General features: G+C 60.4%; 19 protein-coding genes. 5 read left to right on the top strand and 14 right to left on the bottom strand.

Features of this window, described 5'->3' with window-relative positions:
* Positions 1-19: 19 nt before the first annotated feature.
* The 13 genes from AB4P91_RS10105 to dksA all read right to left on the bottom strand — a co-directional run bounded on the left by AB4P91_RS10105 (position 20) and on the right by dksA (position 17,185).
* On the bottom strand, positions 20-1,036 hold the full coding sequence (locus AB4P91_RS10105) for a class I SAM-dependent rRNA methyltransferase (RefSeq protein WP_395604727.1): 1,017 nt from the start codon (positions 1,034-1,036) through the stop codon (positions 20-22).
* 125 nt (positions 1,037-1,161) lie between these two features.
* A complete protein-coding gene (locus AB4P91_RS10110; protein ID WP_150597117.1) occupies positions 1,162-2,034 on the bottom strand; it encodes an oxygenase MpaB family protein in 873 nt (290 codons plus the stop codon).
* A gap of 52 nt (positions 2,035-2,086) precedes the next feature.
* Positions 2,087-4,024, bottom strand: coding sequence for an acetate--CoA ligase (gene acs, locus AB4P91_RS10115; RefSeq protein ID WP_395604728.1), 1,938 nt, complete (start codon positions 4,022-4,024; stop codon positions 2,087-2,089).
* 344 nt (positions 4,025-4,368) lie between these two features.
* Positions 4,369-6,033 carry a glucose-6-phosphate isomerase gene (gene pgi / locus AB4P91_RS10120; RefSeq protein WP_150595337.1) on the bottom strand — a complete coding sequence of 555 codons (1,665 nt, stop codon included), beginning with the start codon at positions 6,031-6,033 and terminating at the stop codon, positions 4,369-4,371.
* A gap of 340 nt (positions 6,034-6,373) precedes the next feature.
* Positions 6,374-7,234: a pantoate--beta-alanine ligase gene (gene panC, locus AB4P91_RS10125; protein WP_150597119.1), complete on the bottom strand. Its 861-nt coding sequence runs from the start codon at positions 7,232-7,234 to the stop codon at positions 6,374-6,376.
* Positions 7,231-8,031: a 3-methyl-2-oxobutanoate hydroxymethyltransferase gene (gene panB / locus AB4P91_RS10130; RefSeq protein ID WP_395604729.1), complete on the bottom strand. Its 801-nt coding sequence runs from the start codon at positions 8,029-8,031 to the stop codon at positions 7,231-7,233. The genes panC and panB overlap by 4 nt, the downstream gene beginning before the upstream one ends.
* 339 nt (positions 8,032-8,370) lie before the next feature.
* A complete protein-coding gene (gene folK, locus AB4P91_RS10135) occupies positions 8,371-8,856 on the bottom strand; it encodes a 2-amino-4-hydroxy-6-hydroxymethyldihydropteridine diphosphokinase (protein WP_395604730.1) in 486 nt (161 codons plus the stop codon).
* A 3-nt stretch (positions 8,857-8,859) separates the two neighbouring features.
* On the bottom strand, positions 8,860-10,260 hold the full coding sequence (locus tag AB4P91_RS10140; RefSeq protein ID WP_042561099.1) for a polynucleotide adenylyltransferase PcnB: 1,401 nt from the start codon (positions 10,258-10,260) through the stop codon (positions 8,860-8,862).
* 733 nt (positions 10,261-10,993) lie between these two features.
* The gene (locus AB4P91_RS10145; RefSeq protein WP_150595341.1) at positions 10,994-12,430 is read right to left on the bottom strand and encodes a sigma-54 dependent transcriptional regulator; all 1,437 of its coding nucleotides are present in this window, start codon (positions 12,428-12,430) and stop codon (positions 10,994-10,996) included.
* Positions 12,431-12,452: 22 nt separating this feature from the next.
* Complete coding sequence (locus AB4P91_RS10150; RefSeq protein WP_162184591.1) at positions 12,453-15,407, bottom strand: sensor histidine kinase; 2,955 nt, start codon at positions 15,405-15,407, stop codon at positions 12,453-12,455.
* Complete coding sequence (locus tag AB4P91_RS10155; protein WP_003176118.1) at positions 15,391-15,567, bottom strand: hypothetical protein; 177 nt, start codon at positions 15,565-15,567, stop codon at positions 15,391-15,393. Before AB4P91_RS10155 ends, AB4P91_RS10150 begins: the two co-directional genes overlap by 17 nt.
* A gap of 77 nt (positions 15,568-15,644) precedes the next feature.
* Positions 15,645-16,541 carry a tRNA glutamyl-Q(34) synthetase GluQRS gene (gene gluQRS / locus AB4P91_RS10160; RefSeq protein WP_395604731.1) on the bottom strand — a complete coding sequence of 299 codons (897 nt, stop codon included), beginning with the start codon at positions 16,539-16,541 and terminating at the stop codon, positions 15,645-15,647.
* 200 nt (positions 16,542-16,741) lie between these two features.
* A complete protein-coding gene (gene dksA, locus AB4P91_RS10165; RefSeq protein WP_042561095.1) occupies positions 16,742-17,185 on the bottom strand; it encodes an RNA polymerase-binding protein DksA in 444 nt (147 codons plus the stop codon).
* Between the two features lie 333 nt (positions 17,186-17,518).
* On the opposite strand from dksA, the gene AB4P91_RS10170 reads away from it, so the two are divergent.
* Complete coding sequence (locus tag AB4P91_RS10170) at positions 17,519-18,691, top strand: pyridoxal phosphate-dependent aminotransferase (RefSeq protein ID WP_395604732.1); 1,173 nt, start codon at positions 17,519-17,521, stop codon at positions 18,689-18,691.
* Positions 18,691-19,404, top strand: coding sequence for a DNA/RNA nuclease SfsA (sfsA, locus tag AB4P91_RS10175; protein WP_047303250.1), 714 nt, complete (start codon positions 18,691-18,693; stop codon positions 19,402-19,404). Before AB4P91_RS10170 ends, sfsA begins: the two co-directional genes overlap by 1 nt.
* Here sfsA and AB4P91_RS10180 read toward each other — a convergent pair.
* Positions 19,401-19,718 (bottom strand): Rieske (2Fe-2S) protein, encoded by a 318-nt coding sequence (locus AB4P91_RS10180; RefSeq protein WP_150595344.1) that lies wholly within the window; start codon positions 19,716-19,718, stop codon positions 19,401-19,403. The two genes, sfsA and AB4P91_RS10180, sit on opposite strands and share 4 nt — an antisense overlap.
* A 159-nt stretch (positions 19,719-19,877) precedes the next feature.
* On the opposite strand from AB4P91_RS10180, the gene AB4P91_RS10185 reads away from it, so the two are divergent.
* The 3 genes from AB4P91_RS10185 to AB4P91_RS10195 are packed head-to-tail and all read left to right on the top strand — an operon-like array spanning position 19,878 to position 22,551.
* The gene (locus AB4P91_RS10185) at positions 19,878-20,750 is read left to right on the top strand and encodes a hemin ABC transporter substrate-binding protein (RefSeq protein WP_395604733.1); all 873 of its coding nucleotides are present in this window, start codon (positions 19,878-19,880) and stop codon (positions 20,748-20,750) included.
* 50 nt (positions 20,751-20,800) lie between these two features.
* Positions 20,801-21,784: an iron ABC transporter permease gene (locus AB4P91_RS10190; protein ID WP_191624082.1), complete on the top strand. Its 984-nt coding sequence runs from the start codon at positions 20,801-20,803 to the stop codon at positions 21,782-21,784.
* Positions 21,784-22,551, top strand: a complete 768-nt coding sequence (locus AB4P91_RS10195) for a heme ABC transporter ATP-binding protein (protein ID WP_150595347.1) — start codon at positions 21,784-21,786, stop codon at positions 22,549-22,551. The genes AB4P91_RS10190 and AB4P91_RS10195 overlap by 1 nt, the downstream gene beginning before the upstream one ends.
* Positions 22,552-22,553: the final 2 nt, after the last annotated feature.

The raw sequence follows: 22,553 nt of genomic DNA on the forward strand, positions 1-22,553 counted from the left end.
TGGTATTCGTGGGTGAGCGTCAGAGCTGCAGGATCAGCGTTTTCAACGGCGGCTGTTGGTCCCGCGACGGGAAATCTGCGCCCGGGGTCATCACGCTCCATTCGCGCACCGGGCGCCCGGCCTTCTCGGCGCAACGCAGAACCTGTTCGCGCCAGTCTTCCATGCTGACTTTTGCCAGGTTGTTGCAGCAGATCAGCACGCCGTTGTCGGCGGTGGTCAGCAGGGCCGGTTTGAGCAGGCTTTGATAATCGCGCAGCAGGTCGACGGTGCCGAACGCGCTCTTGGCCCAGGCCGGCGGATCGAGCAGTACCAGATCGTACTGACGCTGTTCCAGGCGCTGATAGCTCGGCAGTTTCTGCCCGCGTCGTTGACTGATGGGCAGACCGGCCAGTTGGCGGATGGCCGGAAAGTAGTCGGACTGGACGAACGCCATTTCCGGCAACTGCGGATTGAGCAAACCGTTTTCGCGACCGACCGCGAGGTTACCCTCGGCAAAATCCAGGTTGCACACTTCACGGGCGCCACCGGCCGCGGCACTCAAGCCAACGCCGCAGGTGTAGGCGAACAGGTTGAGCACGCTTTTGCCTTTGGCGTGATCCTTGACCCAGCCGCGGGTGTTGCGCAGGTCGAGGAACAGCAGCGGATCCTGCCCGGCATGGCGCCCGCGTACCCGGTACTTCAGGCCCCATTCGTGACCGACCAGATCCACCAGCGCGGCGTCGTCGGCACGGTAGACGTGGTCTTCGCGGTCGATACGCGAGTTGCCGCGGGAGCGGTCGTTGTAGACCAGCAAAGTCTCCAGGCCCAGGGTCTGGTTGACGATGGCGTGCAGTTGCAACAGATCGTCACGCTCCAGTGTCTGGTGAAAACTTTGCACCAGCAGCTGCGGGCCGTAACGGTCGATGGTCAGGCCGCCAGCGCCTTCCTGGCTGCCATGGAACAGGCGATAGCAATCGGTGCCCTGGCTGTGCAGTACAGAGAGCAAGTCCTGACGTTGATCGAGGGCGGCGCGCAGCGCCTGATTCAAGGAAGACATGCGGGCGCCTTGCTGGAGAGAATTGGGGCGCGGGAGTTTAACAGTTACTGAGCTGCAAGCTCCAAGCTTCAACCCCTCAAGCTCAAAACTTGCAGCTTGCAGCTTGCAGCTTGCAGCTCTGAGCGTCAGCGAAGCAGCCCCATCCGCCGCTTTGCCCGTTGCACCGAGCCATTGCGCATCGCCCAGCGCAGCATCGGCGCGCTGCGCTTGACGCTGGCGCGGATCAGTTGGCGTTGCAGCGGATGCTGTCGGGCGTCGAGCATGTCGCTGGCCCAGTCGGGCAACAGATCGATGCCGGCCTTCATCATCAGATCGCCAAATGGCCGCGCCATCAGGCTGGGGGCCGGGGCTTCAAGCAGCAGACGCAGCACTTCGCGGCTGCGCTCATCACAGAGCAACTGCGGGCGCATGCGTTGCAGATAATCCGCCACGGCCTGCCGCGATTTCGGCACATCCCGGGCGCCGAGACGCTCGGCGACCACGGCGATTTCTGCGTAATAACGGTCCTGATCGGCCAATGACAACTGGGGATTGCGATAACGCAGATGCGCCGCGAGAAAGTTGCTGACTTCCGCCACATGCACCCACGTCAGCAAATCCGGATCGCTGGCGGCATAAGGCCGGCCATCTGGCGCCGTGCCAACCACTTGCAGGTGAATGGTGCGGACTTTCTCGATCAACCAGTCGGCGTCGCGGCGTGAACCGAAAGTGGTGCCGGAGACAAACTGACTGGTGCGGCGCAAACGCCCGAGCATGTCTTCACGAAAGTTCGAGTGATCCCAGACCCCGGCCAGCGCCAGCGGATGCAGCGCCTGCAGCAATAGCGCACTGATGCCGCCGATCAACATGCTGCTGAAGTCGCCGTGCACCTGCCAACTGACCGAGTCGGGACCAAACAGCCCCGGGTCGCCCTTGGGGTTTTCCAGATCGAGCTGGCCGAGGGACAGGCCGGTCAGGCTCATGAGTTGGTTTTCGATACGGCTGCGGATGAATTCCATGAGCACTCAGTGAGAGAGAAGGGGCGCGCTCGGTTGGCCGCGCCCGCCAGGGTTACTGATTGAGGCGCGTGTCGATCAGGCCTTGCACCACGCTCGGATCGGCCAGGGTCGAAGTGTCACCGAGGCTGTCGAGTTCGTTGCAGGCGATCTTGCGCAATATGCGCCGCATGATCTTGCCTGAGCGGGTTTTCGGCAAGGCCGGCGCCCACTGGATCAGATCCGGTTTGGCGAAGCTGCCGATCTCCTTGCTGACGTGGGCCAGCAACTCTTTCTTCAATTCATCGCTGGGCTCGGTGCCGTTCATCGGCGTGACGAAAGCGTAAATGCCCTGGCCTTTGACGTCATGTGGATAACCGACCACTGCGGCCTCGGCGATGCTGTTGTGCAGCACCAGCGCGCTTTCCACTTCGGCGGTGCCGATACGATGGCCGGAAACGTTGATCACATCGTCGATACGTCCGGTGATCCAGTAATCGCCGTCTTCGTCGCGACGGGCGCCGTCGCCGGTGAAGTAGTAGCCGGGGTAGGGCTTGAAGTAGGTATCGACCATCCGTTGCGGGTCGCCGTAGACACTGCGGATCTGCCCCGGCCAGCTTGATTTTATGGCGAGCACGCCGCTGCCGGCGCCTTTGATCTCCTTGCCGTGTTCATCGAGCAGCACCGGTTGCACGCCGAACATCGGTTGCGTGGCGCAGCCCGGCTTGATCCGCTGCGCACTGACCAAGGGGCTGAGCATGATGCCGCCGGTCTCGGTCTGCCACCAGGTATCGACGATGGGGCAGCGTTGTTCGCCGACCACGTTGAAATACCATTCCCACGCTTCCGGGTTGATCGGCTCACCGACGCTGCCGAGTAATCTGAGGCTCTGTCGGGAAGTTTCCTTCAACGGTTCGGCACCTTCGCGCATCAACGCGCGCAGTGCCGTCGGTGCGGTGTAGAAGATGTTGACCTTGTGCTTGTCGATGACCTGCCAGAAGCGCGAGCTGCTCGGATAGCTCGGCACGCCTTCGAACATCAGCGTGGTCGCGCCATTGGCCAAAGGGCCGTAGACGATGTAGCTGTGCCCAGTGACCCAGCCGACGTCGGCCGTGCACCAGAACACCTCGCCGTCGCGGTAATCGAGCACGTATTTGAAGGTCATCGCCGCTTGCAGCAGATAGCCGCCGGTGGTGTGCAGAACGCCTTTGGGTTTGCCGGTGCTGCCGGAGGTGTAGAGGATGAACAGCGGGTCTTCGGCGTCCATCGGTTCCGGTGGGCAATCGTCGCTGACGTCGCGCACGGCCTGGTGATACCAAAGGTCTCGGCCCTCGACCCAATCGACTTTGCCTTGCGTGCGCTCGACCACAATGACAGTGCTGACATCAGGGCAACTTTGCAGGGCTTTGTCGACGTTGCTTTTCAGCGGCACGAATTTGCCACCGCGCACGCCTTCGTCGGCGGTGATCACGGTGCGGCAATCGGCATCAAGGATACGGTCGCGCATGGAGTCAGGGGAAAAGCCGCCAAATACCACCGAGTGACCGGCGCCGATTCGGGTGCAGGCGAGCATGGCGTAGGCGGCCTCGGGAATCATCGGCATGTAGATGCACACCCGATCGCCTTTCTTCACGCCACGGCTTTTTAGCACGTTGGCCAGTCGGCAGACGTGATGATGGAGTTTTTTGTAGGTGATTTGTGCCGATTCGGCAGGGTCGTCGCCTTCCCAGAGCAACGCCGTCTGATCGCCGCGCTGTTCGAGGTGCCGGTCGATGCAGTTGTAACTGACGTTCAGTTTGCCGCCGGCAAACCAGGCGGCTTCACCGGTTTTCAGGTCGTAGCGCTGAACGGTCTGCCACGGCGTGCTCCAGTCGAGGAAGCGGGTGGCCTGTTCGGCCCAGAAACTGCTGGGATGTTCAATGGATTCGCGATACAGGCGCTGATAGTCGTCCTGACTCAACTGAGCAGCCCGACGTACGGCATCGGCTTGGGGGAACGTGCTGATATCGAACATGACGGTTCCTTATTCTTGTGTGCACAAGGATAAAGATGCGCCGATGGGTGGAAGGGTTCAAGACCTGCGAACAGCTCGCATCGCCAAGAGCCCCTCACCCTGGCCCTCTCCCGGAGGGAGAGGGGACTGATCGAGGGATATTCGATGGATAGCGTCAGACACCTCCGTTAGCCCCCTCTCCCTCCGGGAGAGGGCTGGGGTGAGGGGGAAACGGTCTTTGAGCCAAGGCTGAATCGACGCCAAACGCCAGACGAAAAAAAGCCCCTGAATTTCAGGGGCTCTCTATCAATCAGCGTCGCGCTCAGACCGCAAGCAGTCGCTCAGGCCTGGCGCGCAGTGACGGATTAACCGCGGTGACGACCGCGGAAGTAGTTGATCAAGCCCTGGGTAGACGGATCGTCAGCGTTGGTTTCGTCGCTGCCGACCAGGCGATTGTAAACGCCCTTGCCCAATTCCTTGCCCAGTTCCACGCCCCACTGGTCAAAGGCATTGATGCCCCAAACCACGCTCTGCACGAACACTTTGTGCTCATACATGGCCACCAGTGCGCCAAGACGACGCGGGCTGATGCGTTCGACCACAAGGGTGTTGCTCGGACGGTTGCCCGGGATCACCTTGTGCGGAGCAAGTTTGCACACCTGGTCTTCGCTCATGCCCTTTTCGCGCAACTCGGCTTCGGCTTCCGGCAAGGTTTTGCCGAGCATCAGCGCCTGGCTCTGCGACAGGCAGTTGGCGTACAGCCACTGATGGTGGTCGGACACCGGGTTGAAGCTGACGATTGGCACGATGAAGTCGGCCGGGATCAGTTGGCTGCCTTGATGCAGCAGCTGGTGGTAGGCGTGCTGACCGTTGCAGCCGACGCCGCCCCAGATCACCGGGCCGGTATCTGTCGAGACCGGGGTACCGTCCTGACGCACGCTTTTGCCGTTGGACTCCATGTCCAGTTGCTGCAAGTGCTTGGTGATGTTGCGCAGGTAATGGTCGTACGGCAGGATCGCGTGGCTCTGCGCGCCCCAGAAGTTGCCGTACCACACGCCGAGCAGGGCCAGCAGCACTGGCATGTTCTGTTCAAACGGCGCGGTCTGGAAATGCTGGTCCATGGTGTAGGCACCGGACAGCAGTTCCTTGAAGTTGGACATGCCGATGGCCAGGGCAATCGGCAAACCGATGGCCGACCACAGCGAATAACGGCCGCCAACCCAGTCCCACATCGGGAAGATGTTTTCTTCACGAATGCCGAACGCCACGGCCGCGGCGTTGTTGCTCGACACCGCGATGAAGTGACGGTACAGCTCGGCTTCCGAACCACCCTGAGCCAGGTACCAGGCGCGTGCGGCCTGCGCGTTCTTCAGGGTTTCGAGGGTGTTGAACGACTTCGACGAAACGATGAACAGCGTGGTTTCGGCGCGCAGCTTTTGCGTCAGTTCATGGAACTCGCTGCCGTCGATGTTTGCCAGGTAGTGGCAGCGCACGCCTTTTTGCGCGTAGGACAGCAAGGCTTCGGACACCAGCTCAGGGCCGAGGAACGAGCCACCGATGCCGATGTTGACCACGTCAGTGATCGGCTTCTCGGTGTAACCACGCCACAGACCGTCGTGGATGCGGCCGACCAGATCGGTGATCTGATTCAGCACCTTGTGCACTTCCGGCATCACGTTGACGCCGTTGACCGACAGCTTGTCGCCGACCGGACGGCGCAGAGCGGTGTGCAGCGCAGGGCGCTGTTCAGACGTATTGACGATTTCGCCGTTGAACAACGCCTGGATAGCGCCCTTCAGATCGACTTCATTGGCCAGGCTCACCAGCAGATCGCGGGTCTGGGCGTTGATCAAATTCTTCGAATAATCGAGAAACAGCCCGCAGCTGCTGAGGGTGAACTGATTGAAGCGCTGCGGATCGGCGTTAAAGGCTTCGCGCATGCTGAAATCCTGCATGGCTTGGCGGTGATCTTTCAACGCTTGCCAGGCGGGCAGAGCGGTAACGTCTTGAGGATTGAGGTAATACGCCATCGCTGCGGTTTTCCTTTTTACTTGAACGGCCTTTTGAACACTGAACAGGCCTGCACGCCATGTTTGGGCGTGGGCCAACTGCGTTGTCACGGTTTTTGGACACAGGGCGAATACAGTAAACCTCGCGCTGCAATCTGTCTTGACTTTGTCTGACCCGATCCCTGTACTTTTTTAACATTGATACCGGGAACGAGGCGACAAACGGCCAATACACACCAGCAGCGAAGCGAAAGCAACAGCGGGAGCGAGCTTGCTCGCGAAGGCGGTGAGTCAGTCAACAACCAGGCTGACACACCGCCTTCGCGAGCAGGCTCGCTCCCACTGGGTGGTGCGGTGATGCTTACGTTGGCGTATCGAGATTCAGGTGCAGGTTATCGATCAACCGCGTAGTACCGAGGAACGCCGCCACCAGAATCACCAGGTCACGGTCTTCAGCCGTCGCCGGACGCAAGGTCACGGCGTGGCGGATTTCCAGATAATCCGGGCGCAGGCCAGCGGCTTCGAGCTGTTGCAGTTGCGCGCTGATCAGTGCCGGGAAATCCCGTTCACCGTGCTTGATCGACTCGGCAATCGTGCTCAGGGTGCGATAGACGATTGGAGCTACGGCGCGTTGTTCTTCGCTGAGGAAACCGTTGCGCGACGACAGGGCAAGGCCATCGTCAGCGCGGACTGTCGGTTCGCCGATGATCTGGATCGGCATGTTCAGGTCATGCACCAGTGCGCGGATCACCGCCAGTTGCTGGAAATCCTTCTGACCGAAAATCGCCAGATCCGGCTGAACCATGTTGAACAGTTTGCTGACCACTGTCGCCACACCTTCGAAATGACCCGGACGGCTGGCGCCGCACAGACCTTCGGAAAGTTGCGGCACGCTGACCCGGGTTTGCCCGGCCATGCCATCGGGATACATCTCTTCGACGGTCGGCGCGAACAGCAGCGAGCAACCGGCTTCCAGCAGTTTTTCCTGATCCGCGGCGAGGGTGCGCGGGTATTTGTCGAGGTCTTCGCCGGCGCCGAATTGCAGCGGGTTGACGAAAATGCTCGCGACCACGAAATCCACGCGTTGGGTGGCTTTGGTCACCAGCGCGACGTGGCCGCTGTGCAGGTTGCCCATGGTCGGCACGAAGCCGATGCGCTTGCCTTCGCTACGGGCGCGGGCTACAGCAGCGCGCAGTTCGCGTACGGTTTTGACGGTGTTCATGCAGAGAATCCGTGTTCGATGCCAGGGAACGTGACGGCTTTGACTTCGCTGACGTAGGCCTTGAGGGCCGAATCGATACTGTCCTGACCGTGCATGAAGTTTTTCACGAACTTGGGTACGCGGCCGGAGATCGACAGACCGAGCATGTCGTGCAGCACCAGGACCTGACCATCGGTAGCACCACCGGCGCCGATGCCGATGACCGGAATCTTCACCGCCTGGCTGATTTCTGCAGCCAGTTCGCTCGGTACGCATTCGAGCAGCAGCATGGCCGCGCCCGCCTGTTCCAGTGAAATGGCGTCGGCACGCATCTGCCGTGCCTGGTTCTCGTTGCGGCCCTGCACTTTATAGCCACCAAGAATGTTCACCGCTTGCGGCGTCAGGCCCATGTGCGCGCAGACCGGGATACCGCGTTCGGCAAGCAGACGGATCGACTCGGCCAGCCACAATGCACCTTCGACCTTGATCATGTGCGCGCCGGCCTGCATCAGCATGGCGGCGTTGGTCATGGTTTGATCAAGCGTGGCGTAGGCCATGAACGGCAGGTCGGCCATGATCAGGGCGTCGCGGTTGCCGCGTTTGACGCAGGCAGTGTGATAGGCCATTTCTGCGGTGGTCACCGGCAGGGTGCTGTCGTGACCTTGCAGGACCATGCCGAGTGAGTCGCCCACCAGCAACACTTCGACACCGGCCTCGTTGCAGGCGTGGGCGAAAGTCGCGTCATAGCAGGTCAGCATGGTGATCTTTTCACCTTTCTGCTTGAGGCTCTGGAGCGTGGTCAGGGTGATGGCTGGCATGTAAAAAATCCTCGTTCAGGCGCTCTGGAAACTACTGCGAGTAACGCGCGTGATTCTTTATTTACTCAGGCGCACGGTCTTTTGTCGTGCTTATAAGGCCTGGATTGCGCCCGTATGTGCCGGGTTGGCGGCAGCGGGACGCCTATAGTCGTGAGGAGCCAAGCGGAAGTCAATTGCGTGTGTTACCGCGTTGTTACGAGGGGAGTGTTACCGGCGTTACTGATGCGATTCAGCGGCGCGGCAGGCTTGATTCGCGGTTTTTTTGTCGGACAAAAATAGCGATGTCGCACGCTATCCAGGTGGGTGCAGCCTGCGGCAGCTCCTACAGGGGGATTTGTTTCAGGCTTGGGGAAGACGTTCGAGGCCGACGAACGGGCAGGCTGCCAGCAGATCGGCGAGGCGGCGGCCATCGGCAAGAAGCAAATCGGCTGGAGCCAGTTCGGCCATCGGATACAGGACGAACGCGCGTTCCTGAATCTGGTAGTGCGGAACTCTCAGACGTGCTTCGTCAATCAGTCGATCACCGAACAGCAGAATATCCAGATCCAGCGTGCGCGGACCCCAGCGCTCCAGGCGTTCGCGGCCCTGATCGTTTTCGATGGCTTGCAGCTCGTCGAGCAGATCCAGCGGGGCCAATGCGCTGTCGAGCGCGGCGACCGCGTTGGTGTAACGCGGTTGGCCCGGCAGCAGCGAGTCGCTTTGATAGAAGGCGGAAACGCCGACGAGTGCGGTCTGCGGCAATCGCCCCAGCGCGTCGACCGCGCTGCGCAATTGTTCGGCAGGGTCAGCGAGGTTGCTGCCCATGCCGATGTAGATGCGTTCCATGCCTTACTCGCCCGTGGCGCTCGGGGCACCGGCGCGCTTGCGCTTGGAACCGCCGCTGCGACGACGTTTGCGCGGAGCACCGCTGGCATCGTCACCCTTGCCGCTGAGGTCGCGGATCATGTCGCGACGTTCGCTGTCGTTGGCATCCTGATAGTCAGTCCACCATTCACCCAGGCCGTCGGTCTGCTCACCAGCGCTTTCACGCAACAGCAGGAAGTCGTAACCGGCGCGGAAGCGCGGGTTGTCGAGCAACAAGTCGGCACGCTTGCCACTGCGCCGCGGCAGGCGCTCCTGCATGTCCCAGATTTCGCGGATCGGCATGGTGAAGCGTTTTGGAATCGCGATGCGCTGGCACTGTTCGGCGATCAGCTCGTGCGCGGCTTCCTGCATTGCCGGAATCGGCGGCATGCCACGTTCTTGCAGACGCAACACGCGGGCCGGCAGGGCGGGCCACAGCATTGCGGCAAACAGGAACGCCGGGGTCACCGGTTTGTTCTGCTTGATGCGCAAGTCGGTGTTGGTCAGCGCTTCGCTGATCAGCGTGTGGGTGTAATCCGGGTTGTGATCCAGTGCGTCGGCGCTGGCCGGGAACAGCGGGGCGAACAGTTGCAGATCGACCAGCATCTCGAAGGTGATCGCACCGTGTCCAGAGAGGAACAGCTTGAGCACTTCTTCGAACAGGCGTGCCGAGGGAATCTCGCGCAGCATCGGTGCCAGTTCGCGGATCGGCTGAACGGTGTGCTTTTCGATGCCGAAATTGAGCTTGGCGGCGAAACGCACGGCCCGCAGCATGCGTACCGGGTCTTCCTGGTAACGCTGCTTTGGATCGCCAATCAGGCGGATCAGGTGATTGCGAATGTCGTGTACGCCGTTGGCGTAATCGAGAATGCGCTCGCTGACCGGATCGTAATACAGGGCGTTGATGGTGAAGTCGCGGCGCTGCGCGTCTTCTTCCAGGGTGCCGTAGACGTTGTCGCGCAGAATCCGCCCGCTTTCGTTACGCGAAGACTGATTACTGTCTTCATCGTCTTCGTTTACGGGGTGATTGGCGCGGAAGGTCGCGACTTCAATGATTTCGCGACCGAAATGGATATGCACCAGTTTGAAGCGGCGGCCGATGATCCGCGCATTGCGGAATTCGGCGCGGACTTGCTCAGGCGTGGCGCTGGTGGCGACGTCGAAATCCTTGGGGGTGATACCCAAAAGCATGTCACGCACGCAACCGCCGACCAGATAGGCCTGGTAACCGGCGCCCTGCAAGCGTTCGACAATATTGACCGCGTAGCGGCTGAATTGCGTTTTCTGCAGCGAATGTTGACCGCTGTTGAGCACTTCAGGGGTGCTACGGATGTGTTGCGTACGACGCACGGGAGTTCGGAATGACTGGAACAACTTCTTCAGCATGGGATGCACTGTTTGAAGGAATGTTCGGCCATACCAAAGAATGACCGCATGATGGGCGCAGATTCTAGCATTTAGTCAGGGGATGGTGTAGGAGACAGCAGATTCGAGCTGAAAGTCGCAAGCTACAAGGGTGAAGCGGGAGTAAAAGGGCGATTTTTACAGACGGGAGAAACTACAAGGGGAGCCGAAGCTCCCCAAGAAAGTAGTTGCGTGCTCTTTTTATTATTGATTCGGGCTTCTTGTTTTTGTTGAGTGCCCTCGCCATGAAGCTTTTCCTTCATGACCCTCCCAATCGGGAGCCAAGAGCAAACGGATTGCTTTGGTCGCTGAATTGCAGTGATCTCTCGATCCAACCAGTACAGGCTCTGTCTTAGGACAGTTTTTGTTGTTCTCGGCCTGGTCGTGGGGCAAGCCCCAAATACAACGCCTCTCCAAAAGAATCAGTTAGCTGCGCCTCTCGCCGTCTTGTTTTTGTTGTGCGTGAGTCGATTCGTCTTATTTTTATTGTCTTGTGCATTGCTTGTTATTGTTCTTGTACCAAACATATAGCAGGGGGCGTGCCAACTTTTGCGAGGCCCAATAAAACAAGGGGTTAGGTCGATATAACCGTTTTGTTGGGACGAAAAAAACCGGGGTTTCGTTACCGATAACCCCGGCTTCTGTTACGTGAATGGACTGAGGTAACAGTTTTTTCACATCTTTAAACGTTACCCGCACATTCGACGGGTAACGCTCAGCTCTCGCTGGCAACCCCGGTCTTGCGCCGTGGAATGCCCAGACGCTGACGGCGTTCCCACAAGCATTTACGGCTGACGCCCAGTTTGCGCGCCAGTTCGGTCTCGGTCATGTGGTCTTGATGCTCGAGGACAAAGTGCTGGAAGTAGTCCTCCAGCGACAGGTCTTCAGTCGGCTCGTGGCTGCTGTTGCTGGCGTTACCGCCCGTTTGCGGTGGCAGGCCGATGAACTCGTCGTCTTCCAGATCGCTCAGCTCGATGTCGATGCCCAGCAGCTCCGCGGAAATTTCCGGACTCTCGCTGAGAATCACCGCGCGCTCGACCGCATTTTCCAACTCACGCACGTTACCCGGCCAGGAATAGTGACGGATGGCCTGTTCGGCATCCGCTGCAAATGTCAGGTCGGTACGGTTGATGCGCGCACTCTGGCGGGCGAGGAAGGCGCTGGCGATCTCGTTGACGTCAGCACCGCGCTCGCGCAAGGCCGGCAGTTTCAACGCGATCACGTGGAGGCGGTAATAAAGGTCTTCGCGGAACTGGCCGATTTTCGCCAGGCTCTTGAGGTCCCGGTGAGTCGCCGCGATCAGGCGCACATCGACCTTCTGCGACTGCACCGAGCCCACCCGGCGAATTTCGCCTTCCTGCAACACACGCAGCAAGCGGGCCTGGGCTTCGAGTGGCAGTTCGCCGATCTCGTCGAGGAACAGCGTGCCACCGTCCGCGGCTTCGACCAGGCCAGCGCGCCCGGCGCTGGCGCCAGTGAACGCGCCTTTTTCGTGGCCGAACAGTTCGGACTCGATCAGGCTTTCCGGGATGGCCGCACAGTTCACCGAGATCATCGGCGCCTTGGCGCGTTTCGACAGGTTGTGCAGGGCACGCGCCACCAGCTCTTTACCGGTGCCGGATTCGCCCTGGATCAACACATTGGAATCAGTCGGGGCGACTTTGCGGATCTTGCTGTAAAGATCCTGCATCGGCGGACACGAACCGATGATGCCGATTTCGCCATTGCTGTTGTCGACGGCGGATTTGCCGCTGCCATTGGCGGTTTTGGCGGTAACCGCCTCACCGGCAGCAGGCGCCGATTGACGATCACGCAAAATTCGCGCGACAGCCTGGAGCATTTCATCGTGATCGAAAGGCTTGGCGATGTAGTCCACCGCGCCCATCTTCATCGAATCCACCGCCGAGCGCAGGCTGGCGTAACTGGTCATGATCAGCACCGGGGTGCCTTGGCCAAGCTTGATCAGCTCGGTGCCAGGAGCGCCCGGCAAGCGCAGATCGCTGACGATCAGATCGAACGTAGGAATGGTGAAGCGTTCTTGTGCTTCCTGCACTGAACCGGCTTCGCTCACCTGGTACTGGTTACGTTCCAGCAGGCGGCGCAAGGCGGAGCGGATAATTGTTTCGTCTTCGACGATCAAAATGTGCGGCATTGATTCGATACTCTCGACGGTCTCAGTTCACAGCGGACGTCGCTTCGACATGACGCGGTAAGGTCACCCGGATACGGGTGCCGCGTTGGCTTTGTACATCAGCCGGGCTGTCGATGGTGATTTGTCCATAATGCTCTTCAACGATGGAATAGACCAGTGCAAGGCCCAGACCGGTGCCTTCGCCAGGGTCCTTGGTGGTGAAGAAGGGTTCGAACAATCGGTCCATGATGTTCTTCGGAATACCGCTGCCTTCGTCCTCCACGATCAGATCGACCGTGTGTTCGCCGGCTTCGCTCTTGACCCGCACCGCGCTGTGCGGCGGCGAGGCGTCACGAGCGTTGGAGAGCAGATTGATCAGCACCTGGGCGAGCCGCTGCGGATCGCCTTCGACCCAGTGATCGGGATCGCAAAGGTTGTAGAACTGCACTTCAAAGTTGCGTCGGTTTAACGCCAGTAGCCCGATCGCATCCTGCGCGACTTCGGCCAGACAGACGGGCTCGTCGCTGTGCTGATGGCTGCCGGCATGGGCGAAGCTCATCAGCGACTGGACGATGCGTGACACGCGTTTGGTCTGTTCAAGAATCTGCCCGCTGATTTCGGTCAGCTCGCTATCGTCTTCGCGTTCTTCGCGCAGGTTCTGCGCCAGACAGGCAATGCCGGTGATCGGATTGCCGATTTCATGGGCCACGCCCGCAGCCAGGCGACCGATGCTGGCCAGGCGCTCGGAGTGCACCAGTTTGTCTTCGAGCATCTGGGTTTCGGTGAGATCTTCGACCAGCAGCACCAGACCGCTGTTGCCGGGGGCCAGCGGTTCGTCAATCGCTGCTTTGTGCAGATTGAGCCAGCGCGTCTGGCCGTCGAGGGCCAGGTGTTGTTTGTGCAAGTGCTCATCGGGCAGGTTGATGAAGCCCTGGAGCAATTCTTTCCACGGATCGCCAATGGTACTCAGGCGCGAGCCGACCACGCGTTGCGCCGCGATCCCGGTAAGTTCTTCCATGGCCTTGTTCCACATCAGGATCTCCTGATCCTTGGCCAGCGAGCAGACGCCCATCGGCAGTTCCTGCAAGGTCTGGCGGTGGTAGCGGCGCAGGGCATCGAGTTCAGCGGCTAAACCGGTGAGGCGCGAGTGGTAGTCCTCGAGACGGCTTTCGATGAAGTGAATGTCTTCGGTGACGTAATTTTCGCCCCCGGCCTTGTACGGCAGGAAGGTTTCGACCATGTCCTGAGCGACGCTTGGGCCCATCAGACCGGAAAGGTTGGCTTCGATACGGTCGCGCAAACGGCGCAAGGCGTACGGGCGGCGTTCATCGAATGGCAGATAAAGATCACGCAGCGCCTGTTCGACTTCTTTCTGCGCAGCCTTGGCGCCCAGCGGCTTGGCCAGTTGCGTGGCGAACTCCTGTGGGGAGGCGGCATGCAGTTCGCGGCGTTGCGGGCGACGCACGTTGTCCACCGCGCAGGCTTCGGCTGCGGACGCTTCCTCGGGGCTGGCGTTGGTGAACAGCGAGATCAGGGTGAACATCAGCACGTTGGCGGCCAGCGAGGCGATCGCCGCCATGTGCCAACTGGTGTCGTCCAGCACGTAAATCATGTTCAGCAGCGGGATGTAGAAACCTTGCAGATTGCCGACCAGCGGCAGGAGCATGGTCACCACCCACACCAGAATTCCCGCCAACAGACCGGCGATAAAACCGCGACGATTGGCAGTCGGCCAGTACAGCACCGACAACACGCCCGGCAGGAATTGCAACGTGGCCACAAAAGCAACGATGCCCAGGTTGGCCAGATCCTGACCGGCGCCGAGCATCAGATAGAAGCCGAACCCGGCCATGATGATCGCGACGATCAGCGCCCGGCGGGTCCACTTCAGCCAGCGATAGATATTGCCTTCGGCGGGCGGCTGGTACAGCGGCAGCACGAGGTGGTTCAGCGCCATGCCCGACAGTGCCAGGGTGGTGACGATGATCAGGCCACTGGCCGCCGACAAACCACCCACGTAGGCGAGCAATGCCAGCGGCTTGCTGTTGGCGGCAATGCCGATGCCAAGGGTGAAATATTCCGGGTCGGTGGTGGCGCCGAGCTTGAGGCCGGCCCACAAAATCAGCGGCACTGCCAGGCTCATCAGCAACAGGAACAGCGGCAAACCCCAGCTTGCGCTGACCAATGAGCGCGGGTTGAGGTTTTCGGTGAAGGTCATGTGATACATGTGCGGCATCACGATCGCCGAAGCGAAGAACACCAGCAGCAGCGTGCGCCACGGGCCTTCCTGCAACGGCGTGTGCAACGCGGCGAGTGCGGTCTGGTTTTGCAGCAGCCACAGCTCGAGCTGTTGCGGGCCGTCGAATACGCCGTACAGCGCATACAGGCCAACGCCGCCGAGGGCGATCAGTTTGATCACCGATTCGAAAGCAATCGCGAACACCAGCCCTTCGTGCTTCTCGCGAGTGGCGATATGCCGGGAGCCGAAGAAAATCGTGAACAGAATGATCAGCGCACAGAACGCCAGCGCCACGCGGCTCTGAATCGGCTCGCCGGTGAGGATACCAATGGAATCGGCCACCGCTTGAATCTGCAACGCCAGCAGCGGCAGCACGCCGATCAGCATGAAAATCGTGGTCAGCGCCCCGGCCCAGGTGCTGCGAAAGCGGAAGGCAAACAGATCCGCCAGCGACGACAGTTGATAGGTGCGGGTGATTTTCAGAATCGGATAGAGCAGCACCGGCGCCAGCAAAAATGCGCCGGACACCCCGAGGTAGCTGGACAGAAAGCCATAGCCGTACTGATAGGCCAGGCCCACCGTGCCGTAGAACGCCCAGGCACTGGCGTAAACCCCCAGCGACAAAGTGTAAGTCAGCGGATGGCGAATGATCGCCCGTGGAATCATTCCACGCTCACTGATCCAGGCCACGCCAAACAGTGCGGCCAAGTAGGCGGCGCTGATCAGCAGCATCTGGGTCAGGCTAAAGCTCATCGGCATCTTTTTGGCTCTGCAGGATGAAGGTCACGACAATCAGGATCAGCCAAAGCAGATAGGGGCGATACCAGGCGCCCGTAGCGTCGATCCACCAATCCATGATGGCGGGCGAAAACAGATAGATCCCCACGACCAAAAGCAGGACCAAGCGATAGATGTACATCCCGGCCTCTCTTTTTTATGCGCGTGCCCGAAAACGTGCGCCGATGGTAACGGATGGCAGCACGACTGCAAGTGTCGTCATAGCAGTTGCGCTTCGGGCAGGGTCAGTGTGCGCGGGATCCGGGTGGCATCCCAGTGCGCGCTGCCCCACTTCAGCAGTTCCTGCGGCGTGGCGTGTTCGAGTTCGGCGCCGGGGTTTTGCCCCAATGCACGCAAGGCCCGTAGCAGCAACGGCGTGGCTTGATCCGCCTCAAGCGGCGGCGAGCGGTAGGACTTGCCGAGTTTGTTGCCGTCCGGTTGGGTGATCAACGGCAGGTGCAGGTAGCGCGGCTGACGCAAGCCCAGCAGTTCTTGCAGATAGAGCTGGCGCGGCGTGGAGTCGAGCAGATCGGCACCGCGCACGATATCGGTAATGCCTTGCCAGGCATCGTCGAGCACCACGGCCAGTTGGTAGGCATAGAGGCCGTCGCGACGGCGAATCACAAAGTCGCCGACATCGCGGCCCAGATGCTGGCGATATTCGCCCTGCACCCGATCAATGAAGTGATATTCCAGCTCCGGCACGCGCAGGCGGATCGCCGCGTCTTGCTGGTCGTGGCCGGCGTTGCGGCACAACCCCGGATAAATCCCGTGATAAGGCTCCAGTTGTTTGCGCGAGCAAGTGCAGGCGTACGCCAGGCCGTGATTGAACAGGCTGTTGAGCACTTGGGCATAAGCGTCATGTCGATCGCTCTGACGCACCATGTCGCCATCCCATTCAAAGCCATAGCTTTCCAGGGCCTTGAGGATCGCTACCTGCGCGCCGGGCTCTTCGCGCGGCGGGTCGAGGTCCTCCATACGCACCAGCCAGCGGCCGCCGACCGCACGCGCGTCCAGGTAAGAGGCGAGGGCAGCGACCAGCGAGCCGAAGTGCAAGTGGCCACTGGGTGTCGGGGCGAAACGGCCGATGTAGGCGGGAGGAGTCTTGGCAGTCATGGCGGCGATGTTACTTTCCGGGGTTGTACACAACACCCTGTGGGAGCGAGCTTGCTCGCGAAAGCGGTGTGTCATTCAGCATTGAGGTGTCTGATCCAGCGCCTTCGCGAGCAAGCTCGCTCCCACATGGGCTCCCACAGGGCAAACGGCAGAAACAAAAACGGAGCGTTCGCACGCTCCGTTTTTCGTTCAGGTCGATATTACTTGCCGACCTGCTTTTCCTTGATTTCAGCCAGATTCTTACAGTCGACGCACATGTCGGCGGTAGGACGGGCCTCGAGGCGCTTGACGCCGATCTCGATGCCGCAGGATTCGCACCAGCCGTAATCTTCGTTCTGGATCAGATCAAGCGTCTTGTCGATCTTCTTGATCAGCTTGCGCTCACGATCGCGGGCACGCAGTTCCAGAGCGAATTCTTCTTCCTGGCTGGCCCGGTCGGCCGGGTCAGGGAAGTTGGCCGCTTCGTCTTTCATGTGGTCGACAGTACGGTCGACTTCCTGCATCAAGTCCTGTTTCCACTTGTTCAGGATCTTGGTGAAGTGGGCACGCATTGGGGCGCCCATGTACTCTTCGTCTTTGGCCTGAACATAAGGTTCGAAACCGCTGACGGTCGGATTAGCCTGTTGCTTTGCTTGGGTGGGCATGAAATGGACCGCCTCTACTCTTGTAATCCATTGCGCAGGATTGCTCCATCACCGACACCTGCCGGCCCTGCGGCTGCAAGCGGGCGAACTTACCAGATCAATTCGGCCCGCGCTACTCCCGGATGTCGAGGCTGCGGCCGATGGTGCCTGGAAATGTTTGCCTAGCCATGTCTGGCGGTGTTGAAGACCTGTTCAATCACTGATTTTAGTCAATCCTGGAGCGTACGTTCTTATCGTTACAGTCCAGCGTTCTTGTGGCTGTGACCGCTACGGGTTCTCGCTCGTTCCGGCAGATGGGTAGAATCGTTTCTTTTCCCCGTCGAAGGAAGGCCAATGGCTCAGCCCTACAGTGCGCGCAGTCGTGCGATCGAACCGTTCCATGTGATGGCGCTGCTGGCGCGGGCCAATGAATTGCAGGCTGAAGGGCACGATGTGATCCACCTGGAAATCGGCGAGCCGGACTTCACCACGGCCGAGCCGATCATCCAGGCGGGACATGCGGCACTCACGGCGGGCAAGACGCGCTACACCGCCGCGCGCGGTATCCCCGAGCTGCGCGAAGCGATTTCCGGTTTTTATCAGTCGCGATACGGCTTGAACATTGATCCGCGGCGCATCCTGATCACGCCGGGTGGCTCCGGGGCCCTCCTGCTGGCCAGTGCTCTGCTCGTCGATCCCGGTAAACACTGGTTGCTGGCGGACCCGGGTTATCCGTGCAACCGGCACTTTCTGCGCTTGGTCGAAGGCGCGGCGCAGCTTGTTCCGGTAGGGCCGGAGGTGCGTTACCAACTGACTCCGGACCTGGTCGAGCGGTATTGGGATCACGACAGTGTCGGCGCACTGGTGGCATCGCCGGCCAACCCGACCGGGACGATCCTGACCCGCGATGAACTCGCCGGGTTATCCACAGCCATCAAGGCGCGACACGGGCATCTGGTGGTGGATGAGATCTATCACGGCCTGACTTACGGCACCGATGCGGCCAGCGTTCTGGAAGTTGATGACAGCGCGTTTGTGCTCAACAGTTTCTCCAAATATTTCGGCATGACCGGATGGCGTCTCGGCTGGTTGGTCGCACCAGATGCGGCGGTGAGTGAGCTGGAAAAACTCGCGCAGAACCTCTACATCAGCGCACCGAGCATGGCCCAGTACGCGGCGCTGGCGTGTTTCGAGCCGGATACCATCGCGATTCTCGAGGAGCGCCGCGCCGAATTCGGCCGACGTCGAGATTTCCTGCTGCCGGCATTGCGCGAGTTGGGGTTCAACATTGCGGTAGAGCCGGAAGGCGCGTTTTATCTCTATGCGGATATCAGCAAGTTCGGCGGCGATGCCTTCGCGTTCTGCCGTCATTTCCTCGAAACCGAGCACGTTGCGTTCACACCGGGTCTCGACTTTGGCCGTTATCAGGCCAGTCACCATGTGCGATTTGCCTACACGCAAAACCTCCCTCGCTTACAGGAAGCGGTGGAACGGATTGCCCGTGGCTTGAAGAGCTGGCAAGCCTGATGCGGTTTTATCCTCCTCTGGAAGAGGCGCGACTGATCCGCCGATATAAGCGTTTTCTCACCGATATCGAGACCGTTAACGGCGAGTTGCTGACTATTCACTGCCCGAACACCGGTTCGATGCTCAATTGTCAGGTCGAGGGCGGGCAGGTCTGGTTTAGCCGCTCCAACGACCCGAAGCGCAAATTACCCGGCACTTGGGAAATTGGTGAAACCCCGCAAGGACGGTTGTTCTGCGTGAATACCGCACGGGCCAATGGGTTGGTTGAAGAGGCGTTGCAGGCCGGCGTCATTACCGAGTTGAACGGCTTTACCGCGTTGAAGCGAGAAGTGGCTTACGGACAGGAAAAAAGCCGCATTGATTTCCGCCTCGAATACCCGAGCGGCCCGGCTTATGTCGAAGTGAAAAGCGTCACGCTGGGTTTCGATGGCACGAACGTGGCGGCGTTTCCCGATGCGGTGACCCAGCGTGGCGCCAAGCATTTGCGTGAGTTGGCGCACCTGGCGCGGGACGGGATTCGTGCAGTGCAGCTGTATTGCGTGAATCTCAGCGGGATTGAAGCGGTGCGTCCGGCCGAAGAAATCGATTCGGCCTACGCCGAGGCTTTGCGTGAAGCGGTCGCCTGCGGTGTTGAGGTTTTGGCTTACGGCGTTCGCCTGAGCCATGAAGAAATGGTGATCGACCGTCGCCTCGACGTGCTGCTCAACGGTTAAACATCTATCCACAGGCCTTGCGCATCTTCGCGGCAAGGTATGGCGGTCAGGGATTGTCCGGCGCAGGGCCCGGAAACGCATTCACCGTCCTCGATCAGAAACAGTGCGCCGTGAGTGGCGCACTGGATCAGGCTATTGCTCGGGTCGAGAAACTGGTCGGGTTGCCATTCCAGCCCTACACCGCGGTGCGGGCAGCGATTGAGATAGACATACGCCTGACCGTCGCGACGCACGGCAAACAGTTTTTTCCCGTCGACATCAAAACCGCGACTGCCGGCCTCGGCCAGATCGGCGCCCGCGCAGAGAAACTTCATGGCTATCCTCTAGTGTCGTGTCGGGATATGTCCGAGCTTGACGTTTAAATGCAAACAATTATCAAATGGCGGCCTTCACCCGAAGGCGCCGGACAGATGCCGAGGATACTTGGCCTGACATCCTGACGCCTGGGAAAACCTTGTTCAAGGAAGCTGTGTATGCGCCTGAGTACCCACGTTGCTGTGCTGTGTGTCGGACTTTTCGTCAGTCACCAGGCTGCAGCGGCTGATTTGCCGCAACGTTGGGTCAGTGCCGGCGGTTCTCTGTCGGAGTGGGTCAGTGCGCTGGGTGGCGAGTCGAAACTGGTCGGCGTCGATACCACCAGTCAGCATCCGCAAGCCTTGAAGGCCCTGCCGAGCATCGGCTATCAGCGCAGTCTGTCTGCGGAAGGCATCCTCAGTTTGCGTCCGGACATTCTGATCGGTACCGAGGAAATGGGCCCGCCACCAGTGCTGGCGCAGGTGAAAGCGGCAAGGGTTCAGGTGGAATTGTTCTCGGCTGAACCGGATTTGCCGACACTGGAGAAAAACGTCACCCATCTGGGCCGGCTACTTGGCGCGGAAGAACAGGCCACGCAACTGCTGCAGAGTTATCAACAGCAACTCGACGCGCAAAAAACGCGGGTGACTGACGCGCAATCCAGACAAAAGGCGCCCGGCGTGCTGCTGTTGCTCGGGCATGCCGGTGGCAAGCCGCTGATTGCTGGCAAGGACACCGCCGCTGACTGGCTGCTGCAACAGGCAGGCGGGCGTAATCTCGCCACCCACACCGGGTACAAGCCGTTTTCTGTGGAATCCCTCGCCAGCCTTGATCCAGAAGTGCTGGTGTTCTCCGACCGAGCGTTAACTGGTGAGGCGGCCAAAACCGCGTTGTTCAAGGAAAACCCGATTCTCAACGCCAGCCGCGCGGCCAAGGCCGGCCGGGTGCTGGAGCTCGATCCAACCCTGTTGGTCGGCGGGCTCGGACCACGTTTGCCGGCAGCGCTGAAAACCCTGTCTGACGATTTTTACCCGGCCAAGAGCGGCCAATGACCACACTGGTAAAACCCCGCAGCCTGTTTATCGGCCTGACACTTCTGTGTCTGCTGGCGATCTGGTTGTCGTTGGCGTTGGGGCCGGTCAGCCTGCCACTGTTCGATACGTTGCGCGCGGCGTTGCGTATGATCGGCGTACCGCTGGCACCGGAAGGGCTGGAGCAGGCTGAGCTGATTCTCGGGCAGATTCGTCTGCCGCGAACCTTGCTCGGACTGGCGGTCGGCGGCGTGCTGGCGTTGTCGGGGGTCGCGATGCAGGGACTGTTTCGCAACCCGTTGGCAGACCCGGGTCTGGTCGGCGTTTCCAGTGGCGCGGCGCTGGGCGCGGCGATTGCGATTGTCGGCGGTTCTTTTATTGGTGGCTTGCCGGAAGGGTTCGGGCCTTATCTGTTGTCAGCGTGCGCGTTTATTGGTGGGCTCGGTGTTACGGCACTGGTTTATCGTCTCGGTCGGCGCAATGGGCAAACCAATGTCGCGACAATGTTGCTGGCGGGGATCGCGCTGACGGCACTCGCCGGTTCGGCGGTTGGCCTGTTCACTTATCTGGCAGACGACGCGACCCTGCGCACGCTGACGTTCTGGAACCTCGGCAGCCTCAATGGCGCCAGTTATGCGCGGCTGTGGCCATTGCTGATCATCAGTGCCGGTGTGGCGTTGTGGTTGCCGCGTCGGGCGAAAGCACTGAACGCCTTGTTGCTGGGTGAATCCGAAGCCGGGCATTTGGGCATCGATGTCGAACGGCTCAAGCGTGAACTGGTTTTTTGTACGGCGCTGGGTGTCGGCGCGGCAGTGGCGGCGGCGGGGATGATCGGGTTTGTCGGGCTGGTGGTGCCACATCTGGTGCGATTGCTGGCCGGCCCTGATCACCGGGTCTTGCTGCCGGCCTCGGTGTTAGCCGGGGCGAGTCTGTTGTTGCTGGCTGATCTGGTGGCGCGACTGGCCCTGGCGCCGGCGGAGTTGCCGATCGGTATCGTCACGGCGTTTATCGGTGCACCGTTCTTCCTTTATCTCCTGCTGCGAGGGCGTGCCTGATGTTGCGTGCGCACAATCTGCACATCCGCCGTGGTCGTAAAACCGTGCTCAGCGGTATCACCCTTGAGCTTGAACCGGGTGAAGTACTCGGTGTGCTCGGTCCGAATGGCGCCGGAAAAAGTACCTTGCTCGGCGCGTTGTGCGGTGAGTTGACGGCCAGTGAGGGAGAGGTCTCGCTCGACGCGCACGTGTTGAGCCACTGGACTGGCATCCAGCGCGCGCAACGCCTGGCCGTGTTACCGCAGGTGTCGACGCTGGATTTTGCCTTTCGCGTCGAAGAAGTGGTCGGCATGGGGCGTTTGCCTTATCAAAGTGGCCGGGTGCGCGATGACGAGATTGTCGCCGCGGCACTGGCGGCCGCAGACGCCGGGCATCTGAGCGGTCGCAGTTATCTGGCGTTGTCCGGTGGCGAACGGCAGCGCGTGCATCTGGCGCGGGTGCTCGCGCAACTCTGGCCGGGGCAGGCGGGGCAAACGCTGTTGCTGGATGAGCCGACCTCAATGCTTGATCCGCTGCATCAACACACCACTTTGCAGGCCGTGCGCGAGTTTGCCGATCGCGGCGCCGCCGTGCTGGTGATCCTGCATGATCTGAATCTGGCAGCACGTTATTGTGATCGCGTGTTGCTGCTTGAAGGCGGGCGTCCGGTAGCATTGGATACGCCGCAACAGGTATTGCAGCCGGATACACTCAAAGCCGTGTTCGGCCTTGAGGTATTGGTGCAGCCGCACCCGGAGCGTGGGCATCCGCTGATCATCGCCCGCTGACT

Source organism: Pseudomonas sp. B21128 (assembly GCF_044218865.1).
Lineage (GTDB): Bacteria > Pseudomonadota > Gammaproteobacteria > Pseudomonadales > Pseudomonadaceae > Aquipseudomonas > Aquipseudomonas iridis.